Below are 18,768 nucleotides of genomic sequence, written 5' to 3'. Positions count from 1 at the left end.
TCGATTCAGGGCTCCCCAAAGCCATCAGCCCAGCCAATTCCCCAACTAGTTCAAGCTGATGCCCGCCCGGCGCTGCACCGTCCGGAACCATCCGAACCTCCGAAATCAGAGACCGCAGCGACGCCGTGGCCTCCCGCCGCACCTCTGGTGCATTCAGGGCGCCAGCAAGATCCTCGATCAGCTCCCGGTACCGGGATGGGAGGCTCGGATGCAGCCGCAGGGCAGGGGGCTCCGGATTGTCCGCGATGACCGCCTCCAGGCGGGCCTTCTCCCTCTCCAGTTCAGACATCTTGTCCTTCATCGAGGCGGTGTACATGCCGTCCTCGATGGCTGTCAGGATGTTGGCGATCCGGCTTTCCACCTTCTTGAGGGAGTGTTCGGCCTTCGGCGTTCAGCGCGGCTGCAATCGTGCGGGCGGAAAGCCCGTCTGCGTAATCCCGGAAGATCCGTTTGATGACGGCGGCCTCGTCCTGTTCGACCTCCCGGTCGCCGGTGCTGAGTGTGCCGTCGGGCAGGATCTCCCGCTTCACCCGGTAGGCGTAGCAAATGCCACCGGCGGACTTGCCCTTCGCGACGCGCCCCTCCAGCCCGCGCCGTGTCTTCTGGGCCAGGTCCTTAAGGAACATGGTGGACACCAGCCCGCCGACCCCGACCTTCATGTCATCCAGCTCATTCTCCGAAGCCGTATGGATTCTGACACCGAAGAAGTTCATGCGCTTCAGCAGGCCTGTCCAGAGCAAGACCCAGCGACCAGTACGCTTCGAGATAACGGAGGGCACGCGCAAGTCGCTCTCGCGATGGATGGAGGAACAGTTGATGGTCGGCTCAGAATACCTCTGGCCCGGTCGACTTCACGATCGTCTGCACATCTCAACGCGGCAGTACGCCCGCCTCGTGCGGGACTAGGTGAGGTCCATCGGGCTGGATTCTACATCCTATGGGACGCATTCCATGCGCCGGACAAAGGTGGCGCATAGGCGTGCTTTGCAAGATTCTGCAAATTCCGCTTCCTGCGCAGACTTGCCGTTAGCTGCACGCTATCATGGGTTTATATGATTGCGGAGAGGGCAGGTAGGATACGGCGGTTGCCTGCTCCCGCAACTAGCGATACAGAACGGCCCGAAGCACCTGCTTCCAGGGCCGTTTCTGTTTGCCCCAATGCTATCAGTCCCGCAAGTTCGCCAACCAACTCAATGGCCAGGGAGCCATCTTCCGGGATCAGGCGCACCTCTGACAGCAGGCTGCGGATGATCCTGCCAGCTTCGCACTTGGTGGCAGGGTCGTTCAGCGCGGCGGTAAGACCGGCGACCTGCTGCCGGTAGACGCGGGCTTCGTACGCGAGTGTGCCAAGCTGTTGAAGGGCGTGGTCGCGACCGCAGAGAGTGTTGCGGCTCTCAAGACTGATCAGGGCCAGAAGGATAGAAAACTTGCAGAACAGATGACAGGCGTGCTCGAACGCAAATGTGAATCCCTTGGTTTGTCATTTGGCCGTTCTTATGGCTCTCCACCACGCGTTCGATGAGACCGCGCACAGTCTCCAGCGCCTCTGTGCGGACCTCTGTGTCTGCGAGGGTCGCGGAAAGCTCGGCGACCTTCTTAGGGTAAAGCTCTGAGAGATTGGGATTGAACCGAACCGGTTCCGGGGCAGGGGCGGCGAGCTCGGAATCGAGCTCTGAGAGGCGTGCCTTCAGTTCTTCCAGCCGGACCTGAAGACCGGGGGGCGGAGGCCTATCGCGTCATAAAGCCCGTCAAGCTTGCGATTGGCGGCAGCGCGTTCTGGACACTTGGCTGCGAAAGTCAGCGAAGGGCAGCAACGAGCCCTATGCCGCCGATTGCTGCGTGTTGCTTGAACTGGCGCCAAGCGCGAAACGGTGACATTGGCCATTGCAGGGCAGGCCCACAAGACACTCTTCCAGCCAACTTAGACACAAAGGGCAGGAAGCCAGCTTTCAGGATTTGTACGGGCAAACCAAAGTTGCGATCCAAGCTAGGCTGCTTGAACGCGGTACTTGTTTGAAATCGCGGATACAGCAGCTTTGGTTTCCGGCGGCAGTTCCGGCTGCTCCAGTTCTGCCAGCATAACCTTGAGGTCGCCCTCAATGCGCTTCAGCAGGTCCTGATCCGCAAGCCCGGTGTTGCTGAGCGGAATGTTCGGGCCGAAGTAGCGGGAATTCCAGACCTGCGTCCGGCAGTTGTCGACGGTGTGCTGATGTGCGAGGAAATTCCCTGTGGGGCCAACCTCGCGGATCAGGTCGACGGCCATCTGATCGGCCGAGATTTCCAGACCTTGCCACATCTTGCGCAGCAACCCCGCAAGGTCGTCGCACAGCAGCAGGGCATGCAGCGAATAAGTGAGGCCCTGGTCGAGCGAACCCATGTAATCGATCGTGGCGGGGCGGTTGTAGAACATCTGGGTCATGTTCGAGGATATCTCCCAGACTGCATCTTGATTAAAGCGGCGGGCAACGGAACAGCCGCCGATGCCGGTCAGCGAGGGGAAACCCAGCGCGCGGCGCACCTGGCACATCGCCATGTCGCCGACGGATGTCTGGGAAAAACTGCCGATGGCGCCGGTGGCCGGCTCCATGAAATTCACGTCGGAGCTGCCCACGCAGAAACTGCCCTCGGCAGCCAACTGTCCAAGGACGATGGCAGCAAAGTCCGTCATCAGCGCATGGGTGATGCAGCCGGCCAGGGTGATGGGCGACGACGCACCGCCAATCGGCAGGGTGCCGACGCTCACCGGGATACCCGCCCGGGCGGCGGTAATGATCTGGTCCGAATGGATCCGTGCAAGGTTCACCGGTAGAGGTGTGATCAGATGCAGGAAATATGGCTTCTGCCGAAGCGCCTGGTGCGATCTGCGCAGCGCGGCCGCCATCTCGATCACCGCATCCAGAGAGGAAGGGTGTTCGCAAAGGTATTCCAGCGGCTTGGTGGTGTTTTCCATAAGGCAGGCGAATTCATCGATCTCGCCGAACTGGTTCGACTCCTCGACATTCTTCACGGCGATGCAGACGCCGTCGACATTCGGCAGCTTGTCCGCGATCCGGGTGATCAGGGCGAGGTCTTCCCGCGTCGAGGGGCGCGGCTCTCCGGTGTCCTCGTCGTAGACGGCGATGCAGGTCATACCGGGCATGAACCAGGTGTGGTTGCAGTCGATCGTGATGGGGTTTTCGCCGTTCCGGTCCCAGAGTTCGGTCTTGCGGGCCGCGGTTTCCAGCGCGCGGCGGGTCACGGTTTCCGGGATTGTCACAATGCCATCGTCCGACTGGCTGCAGCCGGCGTTGCGCAGCAGGCTGTCGGCCTCGCCGCCCGGCTCGAACACCACGCCGGAGGTGGCCAGCAATTCAACCGCGGTGTCCACGATCTTGTCCACCTGTGCCTGGGTCAACGGCGTGTAGGCTGGCGTGGCCAGAGAGTGCGGGCCCTTGCTGGCAGGAGTGTCAGCGGAAAGGGGAGATCTTCTGCGGCTTCTGGCGCGGCGCATTATGTCCATCCTTTGAATTTGAGCGGTCGCTCAAACTTGACGCGCATTTCCGGGTTTGTCCAGCCGCCAAAGTGTTCTCGGCCGAATTATTTTATTTGAGCGCTTAAATAAACAATGCTACTGATTCTGGTCAGAGGGAAGGAGACCCACATGAAGGACGACGTGCTGTTTCAGGCTGATCCCAGGGCGGGCCGGACCGGATTGCCTGCGTGGAGCTACACCAATCCGGAGCTTCTGGAGGAGGAAAAGGAGCTTCTTTTCCGCCGCCACTGGCAATTGGTTTGCCATGTGAACGATGTGCCGGAGCCCGGCGATTTCATGGCCGCGGATTTCACCGGCGAACGGGCCCTGGTGGTTCGGGGCGCGGACGGCCAGGTGCGCGCCTTTCACAATCTGTGCCGCCATCGCGGCAGCCGGGTCGTGGCCGAGAACAAGGGCCATTGCAAAAACGCCATCATCTGCCCGTTCCACGGCTGGGCCTTCAATCTTGACGGCACTCTGCGCGGGGCGGCGCGGCCTGAAACCCTGCCGGATCTTGACCCGGTGGAATGGGGGCTGAAGCCGGTGGAGATGGACATCTGGCACGGTTTTGTCTTTGTCCGCTTCAAACCGGGTCCGCAGCCCGCGGTGTCCGAGGTGTTGGCGCAGTTCGAAGACGAGGTCGGCCCTTACGGCCTCACGGAGCTTCTGCCGGATGGCAACGGGATCAGCATCACCGAGATTGCAGCCAACTGGAAATGCGTCCGCGACGTGGACAACGAGGGCTACCACGTGCCGCTGGCGCACCCCGGCCTGCATGACCTGTTCGGCGGCAACTATGACGATCAGCCGTTCAGCATGGGTGCGGCGCGGTCCTTTGGCGGCTTCCGCCCCGGCGGCGGGCGGCTGTGGAGCGTGCGCAACTACAAGAAACTGCTGCCCAAGGCCGAGGCGCTGGACGACGAGCATCAGGCAGCCTGGCTTTACCTTGGGGTCTTTCCCAATCTTGTATTCGGGATTTACCCGGATTCGGTGATCTTCTACCATGAATTCCCGGTGGAAAACGGCCGCACCATTCAGCGCGCCGCCTGCTACAAACGCCCGGCAGAAGACCGGCAGATGCGTGTTGCGCGCTACCTCAGCGGCCGGATCGACCGGATCACCTCGAAAGAGGACGAGCAGCTGATCGAATGGTGCTGGGAGGCGGCCTTCTCCAGCGGTTACGATGGCGTGATCCTGTCGGACCTGGAACACGGCGTGCGCAGCTACCACGACGAGCTGCGCAAGCTGTTTCCGGTTCTGGAACAGGATGAGCCGGAACCCGGGCAGCTGAAGACCAGGAACGCAGAACTGCTTGCCCAGCGCGGCAAGACATGAATGAAGGGCGCCGCCAAGAACCTTGGCGGCGCCCTGATAACGGGGCAGGAGGACCCAAGAATGCTCACAGGAGAGAGGCGCCAGGGCCTCGCATTGATCAGCCCGACATTGCTCTATTCGCTGCTGATGCTGGCCGCGCCGCTGGTGATGGTGCTGACGTTCAGCTTCTGGACCCAGAACTATCTGGAACTCGACACCACCCTCACGCTGGACAATTACCGCGAGGCCTGGACCAAGCCGATCTACCGCGCACTGCTGCTGCGCTCGCTGACGATCTCACTGACCGTCACGGTGGTGACCGTGGCGCTGGCGTTTCCGATCGCCTATTACCTGTCCTTTCACGTCAAACAGCGCAAGGCGCTGTGGCTGTTCCTGATCACCGTTCCGTTCTGGACCAGCTATCTGCTCCGGGTGTTCCTGTGGAAGGTGATCCTTGGCTACAACGGTGTGTTCAACACCGCGCTCACCGGACTGGGCATCATCGACGAGCCGCTGACCTTCCTCTTGTACAATGCCAACGCCGTGGTGCTGACCCTGGCGCATGCCTGGGCGCCGTTTGCGATCCTGCCGATCTTCGTGGCGCTTGAGAAAATCGACCGCTCGCTGCTGGAGGCCGCGGAGGATCTGGGCGACGGCCCGGTGCGGCGGTTCTTCCGCATCACCCTGCCGCTGGCAATGCCCGGAGTCATTGCCTCCACCCTGATCGTGCTGATCCCGACAATCGGTGATTTCATCACGCCGAAGCTGGTCGGCGGCACCGACGGGCTGATGATCGCCAACATGATCCAGATACAATTCGGCAAGGCAAACAACGCCCCGCTGGGGGCAGCGCTGGCGATCTCCTCGATGCTGATCGTGGCCAGCATCAGCGCGGTGATCTTCCTTGCCGGCAAGCGGTTTGGAGGAAAAGTGCAATGAAACCCGCTCTGAAATCCCTTTCTGCCAAATGGCTGGCTGTCTACGCGGTCGCCTACATGGTGTTTCTCTATGCGCCGGTGATCCTGCTGCCGATGTTTGCATTCAACAATGCCACGGTCATCTCCTTTCCGCTGACCGGCTTCACCACGCAGTGGTTCGAGGTTCTGTGGCAAACCGAAGCGCTGCACGGCGCGGTGCGCAATTCTCTGATTGTCGGCCTGTCGTCGGCGGTGCTGAGCACCATCCTCGGCGCCTGTGCAGCGCGGGCGGCGGCGCGCTACCGGTTCCCCGCCAAACGCGGCATCATGAGCTTTATCATGCTGCCGCTGGTGCTGCCGGAAATCATCGTGGCGGTGGCCTTGCTGGTGCTCTTGATGCAGCTGGGCATGCCGCTGTCGCTGGCAACAGTGGTGCTTGGGCACGTGCTGATCTGCACACCGTTTTCCATCGCCATCCTGAACTCGGCCTTTCAGGGGCTGGACCAGAGCTTGGAGGAAGCCTCCTATGACCTGGGCGAGAGCCGCTGGGGCACCTTCCGCCGCGTGGTTCTGCCGCTGGTGATGCCGGGGGTTGTATCCAGCCTGCTGATCACCTTCACCATCTCGCTGGATGAGTTCATCATCGCCTTCTTCCTTACCGGCACCGAAGTCACCCTGCCGGTCTACATCTGGAGCCAGCTGCGCTTCCCGGGCAAGCTGCCGTCGGTGATGGCGCTGGGAACCATCCTGCTGGCCCTGTCCGTCCTGCTCCTGATCCTGGCCGAGTGGTTCCGCCGCCGCGCCGCGCGGAAACAGGGTATCGAAGCTTCAGCCACCGGAGGATTTGCCTGACATGGCCAGCCCATCCCCTAAGCCCATTATCGACCTTGCGGGCGTCACCAAGAATTTCGGAAATTTTCAGGCCCTGAAGGGCATCGACGCAACCATCCGCGAGGGCGAGTTCTTTTCGCTGCTGGGGCCGTCGGGCTGCGGCAAAACAACCCTGCTGCGGATGATTGCCGGGTTCGAGACGCCATCCGAGGGCACCATCATGATCGCGGGCCAGGACATGGCAAGCGTGCCAGCCAACCGCCGCCCCACCAATATGGTGTTCCAGTCCTACGCGATCTTTCCGCACCTCAGCGTCGCCGACAACGTCGGTTACGGCCTGAAGACCCGCAAGTTGCCCAAGGCCGAGATCGCCCGCGAAGTGGAACAGGCGCTGCAAATGGTGGATCTCGGCGGCCTGGGCACCCGCGCCGCGCATGAGCTGTCGGGCGGCCAGCGCCAGCGGGTGGCGCTGGCCCGGGCGCTGGTCATGAAGCCCAAGGTGGTGCTGCTGGATGAGCCGCTGTCGGCGCTCGACAAGAAGCTGCGCGACCAGATGCAGGTGGAGCTGCGCCAGCTGCAGCAGAAGCTCGGCATCACCTTCATCCTGGTGACCCACGACCAGGAGGAAGCCCTGACCATGTCCGACCGCATCGCGGTGATGTTCGACGGCCGCATCGCACAGCTCGCCACCCCCGAAGAACTGTACCGCCGCCCGGTGGACAGGCGCGTGGCCTCTTTCATCGGTGTGATGAACTTCCTCGACGCCAAGGCCACCGGCCCGATCAACGGCCAGCTGGCGCTCGACATCCCGGCGCTTGGCAGTATCGCTCTGCCGTCAGCCCAAATCCCCGAAGGCTTGGACCTGCGGAACCTTGAAACCATCGGCATCCGCCCGGAGATGCTGACCATCCTCTTTGACGGCAGCGAGCCGTCCGAACAGGTCGCCAGGGGACATGTGACCAGCACCGCCTACTACGGCGACATGACCTATTACAGCGTGCGCCTGCCTGGCCACAGCGAGGACGTGACCATTTCGATGCGCAATACGGCCGGCCGCTCCATCGTGCCGCCCGGCAGCGAGGTGCCGGTGGGCTGGGGTGCGGACTCCATCGTGCTGTTCCAGTAAGGCCGGCGCATCTGCCCCTGCCCTATAAACACAGGTGCAAACAACATGAAATCGCCCCGCCAAACGGCGGGGCGTCTTCATGTTGGCAATGAGCGGATTGGCGGGGCTCAGAAACCGGCTTTGATCAGCTCGAACTCGGCGATCATCTTCTCGCGCAGCGCGGAGGGCACCGGGGCCTGCCACAGGGTTTTCGTCTTCAGGTCTTCGCTGACCTCAAGCCCCATTGCGGCCAGCTCCCCGGCGTTCATTTCCGCCATCGCCTTGGCATTGCCGTGGCCATAACCCCAGCTGGATACCAGATAATTGGCAGTCTTCGGCTCCAGCCAGGCGTTGATGAAGTCATAGAACTTGTCTTCGGACCCTGGTGCATCGGCAAGCTTGGCATAGCCGCAGACCCAGCTGGACGCGCCCTCATCGGTGTCGCGCTTGATTGCGATAGGGTGGCCTTCATAGCTCATCGTCGAATAGGTCTCGTTCCAGGCCCAGGCCAGGTAGACCTCTCCGCTTTGCATCAGCTGCGCCAGCGAGGCGCCGTCGGACCAGTAGGTGCGCACATTCTGATGAACCGCGCGCAGGAAGTCCGAGGCCGCCTGGAACTGCTCTTCCGTGGCATTGGTCCAATCCTTGACACCGGTGGCCAGGAAGCCCAGCGCATAAGCATCGTCCACGTTGTCCCCGATCGAGATCCGTCCCTGATGCTTGGGATCCGCGAAGGCCTGCAAAGAGGCGACATCCGCGTCGCTCAGATGATCGGTGTGATAGGTGACCGCCGTGTTACCCCAGTCTGCCGGAATGAAGTAATTCTGCCCGTCCTTGGTGTAGGCCTTGATATCGCGGAAACTGGGCTCCAGCTCGTCCCAGCGTTCAATCCGTGCGGTGTCGAGCGGCGCCAGCAGCCCTGCCTCGATCCACTTCGGCACCGATTGAGAGCAGGGATGCGCGACATCGGCGCGGAACCCGGAGCGCAGTTTCTGGAAAGCCTCCTCCTCGTCGCCGAAAAAGGCGAAGGTGGGCCCGTCCCCGTGCTCTTCTATATAGGCAGCGAAGAAACCCGGGTCCTCGTATCCGGCCCAGTCGAAAACCGTCAATTCCGCGTCAGCGGCCAGGCCTGCCCCTGCCAGAAGCGGCAGAACCATGCCAAGCGCAGTGGCTGTTTTCAAAATTTTCATGAAAGTCTCCCTGTTGCCGCGGCCCTGTTTTCCCGCCTTTCGCCCTCTCCGGCACGGTCCCGGCCGTGGTAGGAAAAGGTTAGGAGGGAAACCGGCTTGACACAAGAATTATTTGAGCGCTCAATCAAATTACAAAGTGAAACCTGCCTATCGAAAGGTAATGACTGATGCGCGACCCCCGCCATGACATCCTGTTCCAGCCTCTGAAAATCGGCCCGGTGGAGACAAAGAACCGGTTTTACCAGGTGCCGCATTGCGCGGGCATGGGCTGGCGACGGCCGCGAACCGTGGCGGCGATGCGCGGGATGAAGGCGGAAGGCGGCTGGGGAGTAGTGAACACCGAGTTCTGCTCGATCCACCCGACCTCGGACAACGACTATTACCCCTATGCCGCGCTATGGGATGAGGACGACATCCGCGCCAACCGGCTGATGACGGACGCCGTGCATGAGCATGGCGCGCTGGCCGGGGTGGAGCTGTGGATCGGCGGCGGCATGGTGACCAATTTCGGCACCCGGCTGGCGCCCTTGGGCATGCGCAACCGGCCGCAGACGGATTCGACTGTCCTGCATCCAGGTCAAGCGCGAAAGATCGACCGCGAGGACATCCGCAACATCCGCAGATGGCACCGCGATGCGGCGCTGCGGGCGGTCGAGGCCGGGTTTGACATCGTCTATGTCTACGCCACCCACGGCTACCTGCTGTCGGAATTCCTTGACCCGGTGAACAACACCCGCAGCGATGAATACGGCGGCAGCCTGGAAAACCGGGTGAGGCTGGTGCGCGAGCTGATCGAGGAAACCAAAGAGGCGGTCGGCCACAAATGCGCCGTCGCCACCCGCTTCAGCGTCGGACTGGGGGATGCGGAAAGCTATGACGCCTTTGCGATGCTGGCGGATCTGCCGGACCTTTGGGATCTGGTGGTGCCCGACTATGGCGTCGAGATGGGGGCCAGCCGGTTTGTGAAAGAAGCCTCATTCACCGACAGCATTGCGCAGGCGAAATCGCTGACCTCAAAGCCCGTTGTTGCGGTGGGCCGCTATACCTCGCCCGACACCATGGCGCAGGTGATCCGCCAGGGCGGGCAGGACCTGATCGGCGCGGCGCGGCCGTCCATTGCCGATCCGTTCCTGCCCAAGAAGATCGAAGAGGGGCGCAGCGAGGACATCCGCGAATGCATCGGCTGCAACATCTGCTATGCGCATGACTCGCTTGGGGTGCCGCTGCGCTGCACCCAGAACCCGACCATGGGCGAGGAATGGCGCCAAGGCTGGCACCCCGAGAACGCCGGGCGCAGCGAAAAGCCGGAAAAGGTGCTGGTCGTCGGCGCCGGCCCCGCCGGGCTGGAGGCTGCCCGGGTGCTGGGCGAACGCGGCCATTCGGTGATGCTGGCAGAGGCCAGCCGGACCCTGGGCGGGCGTGTCACCCGCGAATCCCGCCTGCCGGGGATGAGCGAATGGGCCCGCGTGCGCGACTGGCGCGTCGGGCAGATTGAAAAGCTGCCCAATGTGGAGGTCTACCCGGAAAGCCCGCTGGACGCGGCGGATGTGCTGGATCTCGGCGTTGCCCATGTGATTGCAGCAACCGGGGCGGTCTGGGCATCCGACACCGTCGGCCGCCACTCCGACACCGGGCTGGAGGAGGAAGTGCCCGGAATGATCGTCTCCGCGGAAACCGTGCTTAACAGCGAGCCGCTCGATGCCGATCATGTGGTGATCTATGACGACGACCATTACTACCTCGGCTCGGTGCTGGCGCTGCAACTGCGCAAGGAAGGGCACCGGGTCACCCTGGTGACGCCCGCAGGCCGCCCCTGCGACTGGGGGCAGTGGACCACGGAGGTCTACCAGTCCAATGCGGCGCTGATCGAGGCGGGCGTTGCGGTGGTGCCCAACCGGATGCTGGTGGCCGCGCAGAAGGGCGAAGCTGTGCTGTCCTGCATGTTCTCGGGCGCCCGCAGCACCTTTGCCTGCGATGCCATCATCCCCCTCACCCGCCGCCTGCCGGTTCTGGGGCTATACGACGGGCTGAAGGCGATGAGAGACGGGCTGCAGGAGGCCGGCATCAAATCTGTGGCCCGGATCGGCGATGCCGAAGCCCCGCATATCATCGCCGCCGCCGTGCAAAGCGGCTACCGCGCGGCGATGGACCTGGGTCAGAATATCGATATTGCCAAGAAATACGGGCGGCGCGAGCATACCGTGTAAGGGGGAAGCCCTCAAAAGATACCGGTTTCGCGGCAGTGTCCGCGGCACCGCACATTCTCCAAAACTGACTGTGAGAGGAGCGGCGCACCGCTTGTGCAGTGGTGTGCATGGCGGCCGCATGCCCGGCGGCATGACAGTGCAGGCGCAAAAAGGGCGGGCACCGGAACCCCTTGGCGCCCGCCAGTTCGGGAAGGGTGACGGGAGCCTGTGCCACCCCCTCCAGCCTCACGCTGCCAGCTGTGCCTCCACCTGCTGGATGGCACGCTCCAAGATGCCGAACATCTCGTCGATCTGGTCCAAAGTGATGATCAGCGGCGGCGAAAACACCGCCATGTTGATCAGCGGGCGCACGATCAGGCCCATCTCCTCGCAGGCGGCATCGATCATCGAACCGAGCCTGCGCTCGGCCTCCAGATCCCCGGCCTGGCACTCGATGCAGCCCAAAAGCCCTTCGCCACGGGCGTCGCCGACGATATCGAACCTCATCAGATCGCGCAGGCGCGCCTGGAAATGCGGAGTGACGGCGCGGACATGCTCTAGAATGCCTTCGCGCTCGATGATCTCGATGTTTTTCAGCGCCGCGACGCAGGACACCGGATGGCCCGAATAGGTATAGCCGTTGGTGTAGGAGGAGGGCGTCCCCAGATGGCTCATCTGCTCCATCACCCGGTCGGAGATGATGCAGGCGCCAAGCGGCAGATAGCCGGAGGTCAGCCCCTTGGCGCAGGTGATCATGTCGGGCTGGATGCCAAAGACCTCCTCGGAGGCGAACCAGTGGCCGAGGCGGCCGAAGCCGGTCACCACCTCGTCGGAGATATAGAGAATGTCATTGGCGCGGCACAGCTCCCAGGTGCGCTTGTGGTAGCCGGGCGCGGGCACGATAACCCCGCCAGAGGACAGGATCGGCTCAGCGATGAAAGCGCCGATCTTGTCCGCGCCGATCTCCGCGATGGCGTTTTCCAGATCCGCGACCTTGGCATCGCACCAGTCCGCGACGCTCATCCCGGCGGGGCGGCGGTAGGGGTTCACGTCGGGCAGGAAATGCACCAGCCGGGTCTCGAAATCGAAATGGCTCTTGTCGCGCTCCTTGCCGGTCACCGAATGGGCCAGGTAGGTGGAGCCGTGGTAGCCCTTCTCGCGGGCGATGATCGTCTTCTTCTGCGGCTGGCCGCGGCGGTTGTTCATGTACTGCATGGTGCGCAGCGCGGTATCCACCGCGGTAGAGCCGCCGGTGGTGAAGAAAACGTTGTTCAGGTCCCCCGGCGCCACTTCGGCGATCTTCTTGGCCAGCACTGCCGAGGGCTCGGTGGTGTTGGTAAAGGGGGAGGTATAGGGCAGCTTCATCACCTGCGCGGCGATGGCATCGGCCATTTCCCGGCGGCCATAGCCGATCTGGGTGCACCACATGCCGCCCGGCCCGTCGATGTAGCGCTTGCCGGCAGCGTCCCGCAGATGGATGCCGTCGGCGCTCTCCATCAGCATGTTGTCGTAGCCGCGCCAGTCGTCCATGGCCATCCAGGGGTGCAGCTGGTGGGTGCGGTCCCATTCATGCAGGGTGTCAGGGCTTGGCTCGTTGGCAAAACTGTTCGGTTTCATCTTGGTCATGGGGCACCTGTTAGGGCTCAGAACGGGCGCGGCGGGGTCGCCCGCGCGCGGCTGTTGATAAAGAAGGGTTTGTCTTCAATGGTTACCGGCACCAGCCGCTTGTTCCATTGGCCTTCCTCGTTGACGTAGATTTCGGCCCACAGGTCATCGGTGATGCCGTCGCCGAAGGGCGCCTTGAACTCGGCCAGTGCGATGTTGCGCTTGGTGGTGGGGGACCAGACGCCCGAGGTCACATGCCCCACCTCTTTCTTCTTCTTGTGGTAGATCAGCGCGCCGTCTGCCGGCTTGAAGCCGCCGATCTCGATCTTGCGCAGGTGGTAGCGCAGGCCGTTCTTCTGCTGATCCAGCAGCACCCGGCGGCCGTTGAAATGGCCCTTGGTGAAATCGACCATCTTGCCGAACCCCAGCTCCAGCGGGCTGCGGCCGCGGCCCAGCCGCATGGCCGTGTGCACCGGCTGGAAGTCGAAGCCCGCGGCGATGAACCCGGCCTCGATCCGGCAGATGTTGAGTGCGTCAAACCCGATCGCCTTCAGCCCCCAGGGGCCGCCTGCCGCCCAAAGCCGATCCCACAGCTCCAGCGCCTTGCCGTTCGGCACCCACAGCTCATAACCCAGATCGCCGGTGAAGCCAGTGCGTGAAACCCACAGATCCGGCTCGATCTCGCGCCAGTCAAAGGGCTTCATCTCCGCGACAGCCTTCAGGCCCGCGTCCTGCAGCAATGAGAACGACGTGGGGCCTTGCAGCGACAGCGCCGCGATCTCATCGCTCTCGTCTGTGATTTCCGCGTTAAAGCCCCAGGCGGTGTCCAGCAGCCAGGTGTACATCGGTTCCTGGCAGCACAGGCGGAAGTCCGTCTCTGAGAAACGGAACAGGGTGCCGTCGTCGATCACCATACCCTCTTCGTCGCACCACAGGGCATAGCCGACCCGCCCGTCGCGCAGCTTGGCGGCGTCGCGGGTCACCAGCCGGTTCACCACCCGCAGCGCATCCGGCCCGGTGATGCGGTATTTGTGCATCGGCGAAATGTCGAACAGCGTGGTCTGGTTGCGGATCGCGAAATACTCGAACTCCACCGTGTCCAGCATCCCGGGCGAGACATAACCGGCCCAATTGGTCCAGCTCTTGGCAGTGCTGAGCGCTTGCAGCCGCGGCTGGAACGGGGTTTCGATCAGGCCGATGGGTACATGTTTCGTCATCAGAGAACCCCGTCTTTCAGCAGTTGCAGCGCGCTGTTGCGGCCGGCCAGCCCGGTCACGTCGCCACCCGGATGGGCCCCTGCGCCGCAGAGGTAGTAGCCCTCTGGGCCAAAGCGGTACTGCGCCATGCCGTTGGCGGGCCGCACTGTCAGGATCTGGTCGACACCCATCTCCGCATGGTGCCAGTGGCCGCCCGGCGCACCGGTCCGCGCCTCGATGCAGGCGGGGCTGAGCACTTGGCGTTCCGTGACCAGCACACTGATGCCCGGCGCATATTTCTCCAGCGTTGCAAGTGTGGCAGCTGCCAGCCGTTCACGGGCGGCTGCATCCCAGCCGCCCTCCAGCCCGTAGGGAACGGAGCCGACCACAGCCGACAGCACGTGCCGCCCGCCGCCCGCCACTTCTGGATCTGTCAGGCTTGGTATGACGGCCTCGATCACCGGGTTTGCGGGCATTTCCCCGTATTTCGCCGGGTTGAAGGCGCGCTCCACATAGGTGGCGCTAGGCGCGATCAGCAGCCGGCCTGCCGCCAGTTCCGGGCTGAGCCCGGTAAATTCGGGCGCGGCGCTCAGAACCAGGTTCACCTTGGCGGCGGTGCCCTTGCAGCGCTGGTTGCGCATCCGCCGCACTGCCTCCACGTCGTAATGCCCGGCACCCGCCAGCATCATCGCGGGCATCGGACCGGTGTTGCTCAGAACCGCCCGGGCAGAGATCTCGGTGCCGTCCTCCAGCACCACGCCTGCAGCGCAGTCGTTTTCAACCCGGACCCGGGCCACGCTGGCACCAGTGCGGATTTCCGCCCCGGCGGCGCGGGCCGCTGCCTCAAACGCTGCCGCAACCGCGCCCATGCCGCCCATCGGCAGTTGCGCGCCGCCGCCCTGCCCCAGCCGGTACATCAGCGTGAAAACGGTCCCGGGCGAGCGCGGCCCGGCAAAGGCGCCGCGCACCGCATCCGCCGCCAGCGCGCCCGCCAGCGGGCCGTCCTCGAAGTCGTCCAGGATCAGGTCATAGGCGTTGGACAGCAGCACGCGGAGAAACTCGCGCATGTCCTTCTTGCCCATCCGCTTCAGATCCAGCCCCAGCTTGGCCAGCCCGGCAAGCTCCGTCAGCGTGCCCAGGCTGGCCAGACCGCCCTCAAGCGAGGGCGGGGATTTGGTTGAAAGCTGCCCCAGCAGCCCGGCAAACAGCGTCAGGCGGCGCATCATTTCGTCAAAGGCTGCGGCCTCCGGGTGCGGCCGGCCGTCTGCCAGCTCCGCCCTGCCGCTGCGGATCACAGCGTGGTTGCCGTCCTCCGACAGCGAGACCGCTGGCAGTTCGCGCACCTCCAGCGGCGCGCGGGGAGAGCCAAGGCCCAGTTCCTTCTTCACCTTGGGGTGCAGGTTATACAGCAGATGCGCGATTTCCGGCGCCTTGATGCCGCCGGCCAGCGTGGTGTTGCGGGCCATGCCGCCGGCGGTTGCGTTCCTTTCGATCACGCAGACCGACTTGCCTTTGCGCGCCAAGGTTGCTGCCGCGGCCAGCCCGTTGTGGCCCGCGCCGATGACAATTGCGTCGTAGGTGGGTGTGGTCATCTTCCGCTCCTCAGGCCGCGTAGCCGGTCATGTTGCCGCTGCGGCCGATGTTGCGCAGGATTTCGCGGGCCGCATTGGCCCCCGGCGCCGCCATCACCCCGCCGCCCGGATGCGCGGAGGAGCCGACGATATACATGCCGTCAATCGGGGTGTCGTATTGCGCATATCCCGGCACCGGGCGGTTGAAGAGCAGCTGGTCGAAAGTCAGCTCGCCCTGGAAGATGTTGCCCTCGGTCAGGCCCACCTCCTGCTCGATGTCCCAGGGAGTGCGGATCTCTGCGTGCACAGTCTTGCTGCGGATGTCGGGGCAGGCTTGCTCCAGCTTGTCAAAGACGCAATCGGCAAAGGCGCCGCGGGTCTGGCCGTTCCAGTTGGTGCCCGCGCGCACGCCGCCCACCTCCAGGTCATAAGGCGCATACTGTACGAAGACGGTCATCATGTGCTTGCCCGGCGGTGCCATGGTCGGATCGATCTGGCTGGGGATCAGCATGTCGAAGTACGGGTTCTGCGACCAGCGCCCCTCCTTCCAGTCGTCGTAGGCGCGTTCCAGCTCGTTCAGGCTTTCGGCGCAATGCAGATCGCCGCGCAGGAAGGGCGCGCCCTTGGGGGCGGCGGGGAACTCGGGCAGGGCATCCAGTGCGATGTTCAGCTTGCCCGAGGAGCCGCGGATCTTGAACCGCTTGACTGCCTTCACGAAATCGCCGGGCAGATGCTGCTGGCCGGTATGCTGCAGGAAGGTGCGTTTCACATCCATGTTGGAGGCGACGATGGGCGCGTGGTATTCGTCGCCGTTGTCCAGTGCCACGCCGGTCACTTTGCCATTGTCCACCAGGAAGCGGTCGACGCCGGAGCCGGTGACGATGGTGCCGCCTGCCTCCTCGAAACAGGCCCCCAGCGCGTTGGAAATCGCGCCCATGCCGCCGCGGGCAAAGCCCCAGGCCCCGATCGCGCCGTCCACGTCGCCCATGTAGTGATGCAGCAGCACATAGGCCGTGCCCGGCGAATAGACCCCCAGCCCGGTGCCGATGATCCCGGCCCCGGCAATATGCGCCTTGATCAGGTCATTTTCGAAATGCTCGTCCAGGAAATCGCCGATCGACATCGACCAGAACCGCAGCGTTTCACCCAGCTCCTTCTTGCCCAGCCCGTGCGCCTGTCTGATCAGGAACAACAACTCACCGATGTCGCGCGGCTTCAGCGAGGTCGGATCCGGCGCATTGCGCAGCAGGAACGGCCGGATGAAGCGGCACTGGCGGATCACTGTCTGGCTGAACCGGTCGTAGGCATCCGCATCATGGGCGCTGTGGCGGGAGATTTCCCGGCGCAGCGCGTCATGGTCGGACATATAGGCAAAGTAATCGCCGTCGCGGCTGAAGCTGGCGCCGCCTTCGTAGGGGATCACCTGCAGCCCGTATTTCGGCAGCTCCAGATCGCGCACGATCTCGCGGCGCAGCAGCGAACAGACATAGGAGCAGTTGGAGTAGGTCCAGCCCTCATGCAGCGACCGGCTGACTGCGGCGCCGCCGATCCAATCGTTCTTTTCCACCACCAGCACCTTCAGCCCGGCTTTGGCCAGGTAACAGGCGGCTGTCAGGCCGTTATGCCCTGCCCCCGCCACGATGGCGTCATATCTGTCGTGCTGCCCCATGAATCTCTCCTGGTCCGGCTGTTGCTGACGGGAGCCTAGTGGAGATGATTTTTGCGGTAAAGTTTTTTTGAGCGCTCAAATAAAAATAATCGAGCTGACAGGCGCAGCGAATTGTGGAACAAGGAAGAAAATTGAATTCTGGATTTCTCATGGTGGCATCGCAGGGCAGCGGCAGGAAGCCGCGCAAGGAACGCAAGGAAAACGCCGACATGCGGCGGCGGCAGATTCTGGATGCGACGCTGAAATCAATTGTTGCCAACGGCTTGGCCAAGACGACGCTGGCAACCGTGGCCAATGAGGCCGGGCTGTCCCAAGGCGTTGCCGTCTTCTACTTCAAGTCCAAGACCGGCATTCTGACCGAAGCGCTGCGGGATCAGTACCAGACCTACGAGGCCCACTGGCAGGCGGCGCTGGACAAGGCACCCGAGGATCCCGCAGCCCGGCTTCGCACGATCATCGAGGCAGATTTCAGCCCCAAGGTCTGCAACCCCAGCGCCCTTGCTATCTGGTTCGCCTTCTTCGGAGAGCAGAATTTCGTCCCGCAATATGCCGAGATCACCGGTGAGTTTGAGGAGAAGAGGTCTCAGATGCTTGCCGAGATCTGCCACAAGCTAATACTGGAGGATCCCGTGAAGGCGGACAGGGCCGGCGGGTGGATCGACTCTCTGACTGACGGATATTGGCAGAAGCTGCATTTGTTCCCGCACATATACAGCCGGGAAGGAGCGCTGGAGCAGACGCTGAACTTCCTTCAAACACTGTTCCCCAGCCATGCGGAGGCTTTCCAGGCAAAGGCTGGCAGTTAAGCCAATCAGCAGCCTGACAGGCGTTCTCCACCACAACGAATTCCCGCAAATATGCATGGAGTTCAGCAAAATGCCTGCGTTGGACCGCTCGAGTTTCTCCCTCTCGAGGTGCATTTGCCCCGGTGCTGGTTCTGAACACCTGATTTTGGCATGCCTCAAGGCCTGCATGAGGCTGTTGCAAACTTCTGTTTCCGTGTTCATCGGGATCCCCGCACACAAAATACGCAGTGTGCCACTATTGCGGCAGCATGCAGGGAAGGGGCGCATTGTCCGCTTAGCGTCAGTTCGTGCCTGGCGCAGCGCAAGGCGAGTTCGTCGCGAATCGCGCTCGTAGTGCGCCACTAGGGGAAAGTAGTGGGGAACGGTATCGCACAGGTTGCCTTGTCTAGAAATTCTGTCCAGATTGGTCGCGTGAGGCCAATTCTTGAGTAAGAAAGCGATGTCCGAATCCGAAAATGCGCCGGTTCGCAAGATCGGGTACGCCCGTGTCTCGACAGCAGACCAAGACCCGGGCATGCAGACCCAAGCGCTCAAGGACTACGGCGAGACGTTCTCGGCATATTGGTTCGGACCATCCAACTAGGGTCAGGACCCATTGATTTCAGGCTTTCAGCATGATTCACAGGCCGAAAATCGAGCGGTGACATGTCTAATCTCTTCTGGCTGACCGACGCGCAGATGGCCCGTTTGGAACCCTTTTTCCCGAAATCCCACGGCAAGCCGCGCGTTGATGGCCGGCGCGTCCTGAGTGGAATTATCTTTATCAATCGCAACGGCTTGCGGTGGCGGGATGCGCCCAAAGAGTACGGCCCGCACAAGACCCTGTACAATCGCTGGAAGCGGTGGAGCGATAAAGGGGTCTTTGCG

General features: G+C 62.9%; 14 protein-coding genes and 2 pseudogenes. 8 read left to right on the top strand and 8 right to left on the bottom strand.

Translation table 11 applies throughout. The annotated features are described in order from the left end of the window. Nucleotides 1–301 (bottom strand): annotated as a pseudogene (locus LHL23_RS22855) (recombinase family protein); the annotation flags it as partial. Continuing rightward, complete coding sequence (locus LHL23_RS22850) at nt 282–713, bottom strand: recombinase family protein (protein ID WP_226431677.1); 432 nt, start codon at nt 711–713, stop codon at nt 282–284. The pseudogene LHL23_RS22855 and the gene LHL23_RS22850, both read right to left, overlap by 20 nt. Nucleotides 714–729: 16 nt before the next feature. Here LHL23_RS22850 and LHL23_RS22845 point away from each other — a divergent pair. After that, nucleotides 730–1,056, top strand: a pseudogene (locus LHL23_RS22845) (hypothetical protein); the annotation flags it as partial. 931 nt (nt 1,057–1,987) lie between these two features. Here the strand turns inward: LHL23_RS22845 and LHL23_RS22840 are convergent. Next, complete coding sequence (locus LHL23_RS22840) at nt 1,988–3,490, bottom strand: trimethylamine methyltransferase family protein (RefSeq protein WP_226431676.1); 1,503 nt, start codon at nt 3,488–3,490, stop codon at nt 1,988–1,990. A 150-nt stretch (nt 3,491–3,640) separates the two neighbouring features. Here LHL23_RS22840 and LHL23_RS22835 point away from each other — a divergent pair, with 150 nt between their 5' ends. Genes LHL23_RS22835 through LHL23_RS22820 form a run of 4 tightly spaced genes read left to right on the top strand, consistent with a single transcriptional unit; the run spans nt 3,641 to nt 7,699 of the window. Beyond that, nucleotides 3,641–4,846: an aromatic ring-hydroxylating oxygenase subunit alpha gene (locus tag LHL23_RS22835; protein ID WP_222481646.1), complete on the top strand. Its 1,206-nt coding sequence runs from the start codon at nt 3,641–3,643 to the stop codon at nt 4,844–4,846. A gap of 60 nt (nt 4,847–4,906) precedes the next feature. Beyond that, nucleotides 4,907–5,764 carry an ABC transporter permease gene (locus LHL23_RS22830; RefSeq protein ID WP_226431675.1) on the top strand — a complete coding sequence of 286 codons (858 nt, stop codon included), beginning with the start codon at nt 4,907–4,909 and terminating at the stop codon, nt 5,762–5,764. Then, complete coding sequence (locus LHL23_RS22825; RefSeq protein WP_226431674.1) at nt 5,761–6,594, top strand: ABC transporter permease; 834 nt, start codon at nt 5,761–5,763, stop codon at nt 6,592–6,594. The genes LHL23_RS22830 and LHL23_RS22825 overlap by 4 nt, the downstream gene beginning before the upstream one ends. A gap of 1 nt (nt 6,595) precedes the next feature. After that, nucleotides 6,596–7,699, top strand: coding sequence for an ABC transporter ATP-binding protein (locus LHL23_RS22820; RefSeq protein ID WP_226431673.1), 1,104 nt, complete (start codon nt 6,596–6,598; stop codon nt 7,697–7,699). A gap of 107 nt (nt 7,700–7,806) precedes the next feature. On the opposite strand, the gene LHL23_RS22815 is transcribed toward LHL23_RS22820, so the two are convergent. Then, a complete protein-coding gene (locus LHL23_RS22815) occupies nt 7,807–8,868 on the bottom strand; it encodes an extracellular solute-binding protein (protein WP_226431672.1) in 1,062 nt (353 codons plus the stop codon). Nucleotides 8,869–9,035: 167 nt separating this feature from the next. Between LHL23_RS22815 and LHL23_RS22810 the strand changes: the two genes are divergently transcribed. Continuing rightward, complete coding sequence (locus tag LHL23_RS22810) at nt 9,036–11,075, top strand: oxidoreductase (RefSeq protein WP_226431671.1); 2,040 nt, start codon at nt 9,036–9,038, stop codon at nt 11,073–11,075. 225 nt (nt 11,076–11,300) lie between these two features. Here the strand turns inward: LHL23_RS22810 and LHL23_RS22805 are convergent, their stop codons facing one another. The 4 genes from LHL23_RS22805 to LHL23_RS22790 are packed head-to-tail and all read right to left on the bottom strand — an operon-like array spanning nt 11,301 to nt 17,095. Further along, a complete protein-coding gene (locus tag LHL23_RS22805) occupies nt 11,301–12,671 on the bottom strand; it encodes an aminotransferase (RefSeq protein ID WP_413229490.1) in 1,371 nt (456 codons plus the stop codon). A gap of 26 nt (nt 12,672–12,697) precedes the next feature. Beyond that, nucleotides 12,698–13,876 (bottom strand): aminomethyltransferase family protein, encoded by a 1,179-nt coding sequence (locus LHL23_RS22800; RefSeq protein WP_226431669.1) that lies wholly within the window; start codon nt 13,874–13,876, stop codon nt 12,698–12,700. Next, entirely contained in the window at nt 13,876–15,447 is a 1,572-nt protein-coding gene (locus LHL23_RS22795) for a phytoene desaturase family protein (protein WP_226431668.1), read from the bottom strand. Before LHL23_RS22795 ends, LHL23_RS22800 begins: the two co-directional genes overlap by 1 nt. Before the next feature lie 10 nt (nt 15,448–15,457). After that, nucleotides 15,458–17,095, bottom strand: coding sequence for a phytoene desaturase family protein (locus tag LHL23_RS22790; protein WP_222481662.1), 1,638 nt, complete (start codon nt 17,093–17,095; stop codon nt 15,458–15,460). 149 nt (nt 17,096–17,244) lie between these two features. Here LHL23_RS22790 and LHL23_RS22785 point away from each other — a divergent pair, with 149 nt between their 5' ends. Then, entirely contained in the window at nt 17,245–17,901 is a 657-nt protein-coding gene (locus LHL23_RS22785; RefSeq protein ID WP_222481664.1) for a TetR/AcrR family transcriptional regulator, read from the top strand. A 645-nt stretch (nt 17,902–18,546) separates the two neighbouring features. Then, on the top strand, nt 18,547–18,768 hold a 222-nt coding region (locus LHL23_RS22780; protein WP_226431667.1), incomplete at its 3' end, for a transposase.

Source organism: Leisingera sp. McT4-56 (assembly GCF_020514995.1).
Classification (GTDB): Bacteria; Pseudomonadota; Alphaproteobacteria; order Rhodobacterales; family Rhodobacteraceae; genus Leisingera; species Leisingera aquaemixtae_A.
The sequence above is the reverse complement of the archived record's forward strand: the minus strand, read 5'-3'. Positions and strand labels throughout refer to the sequence as shown.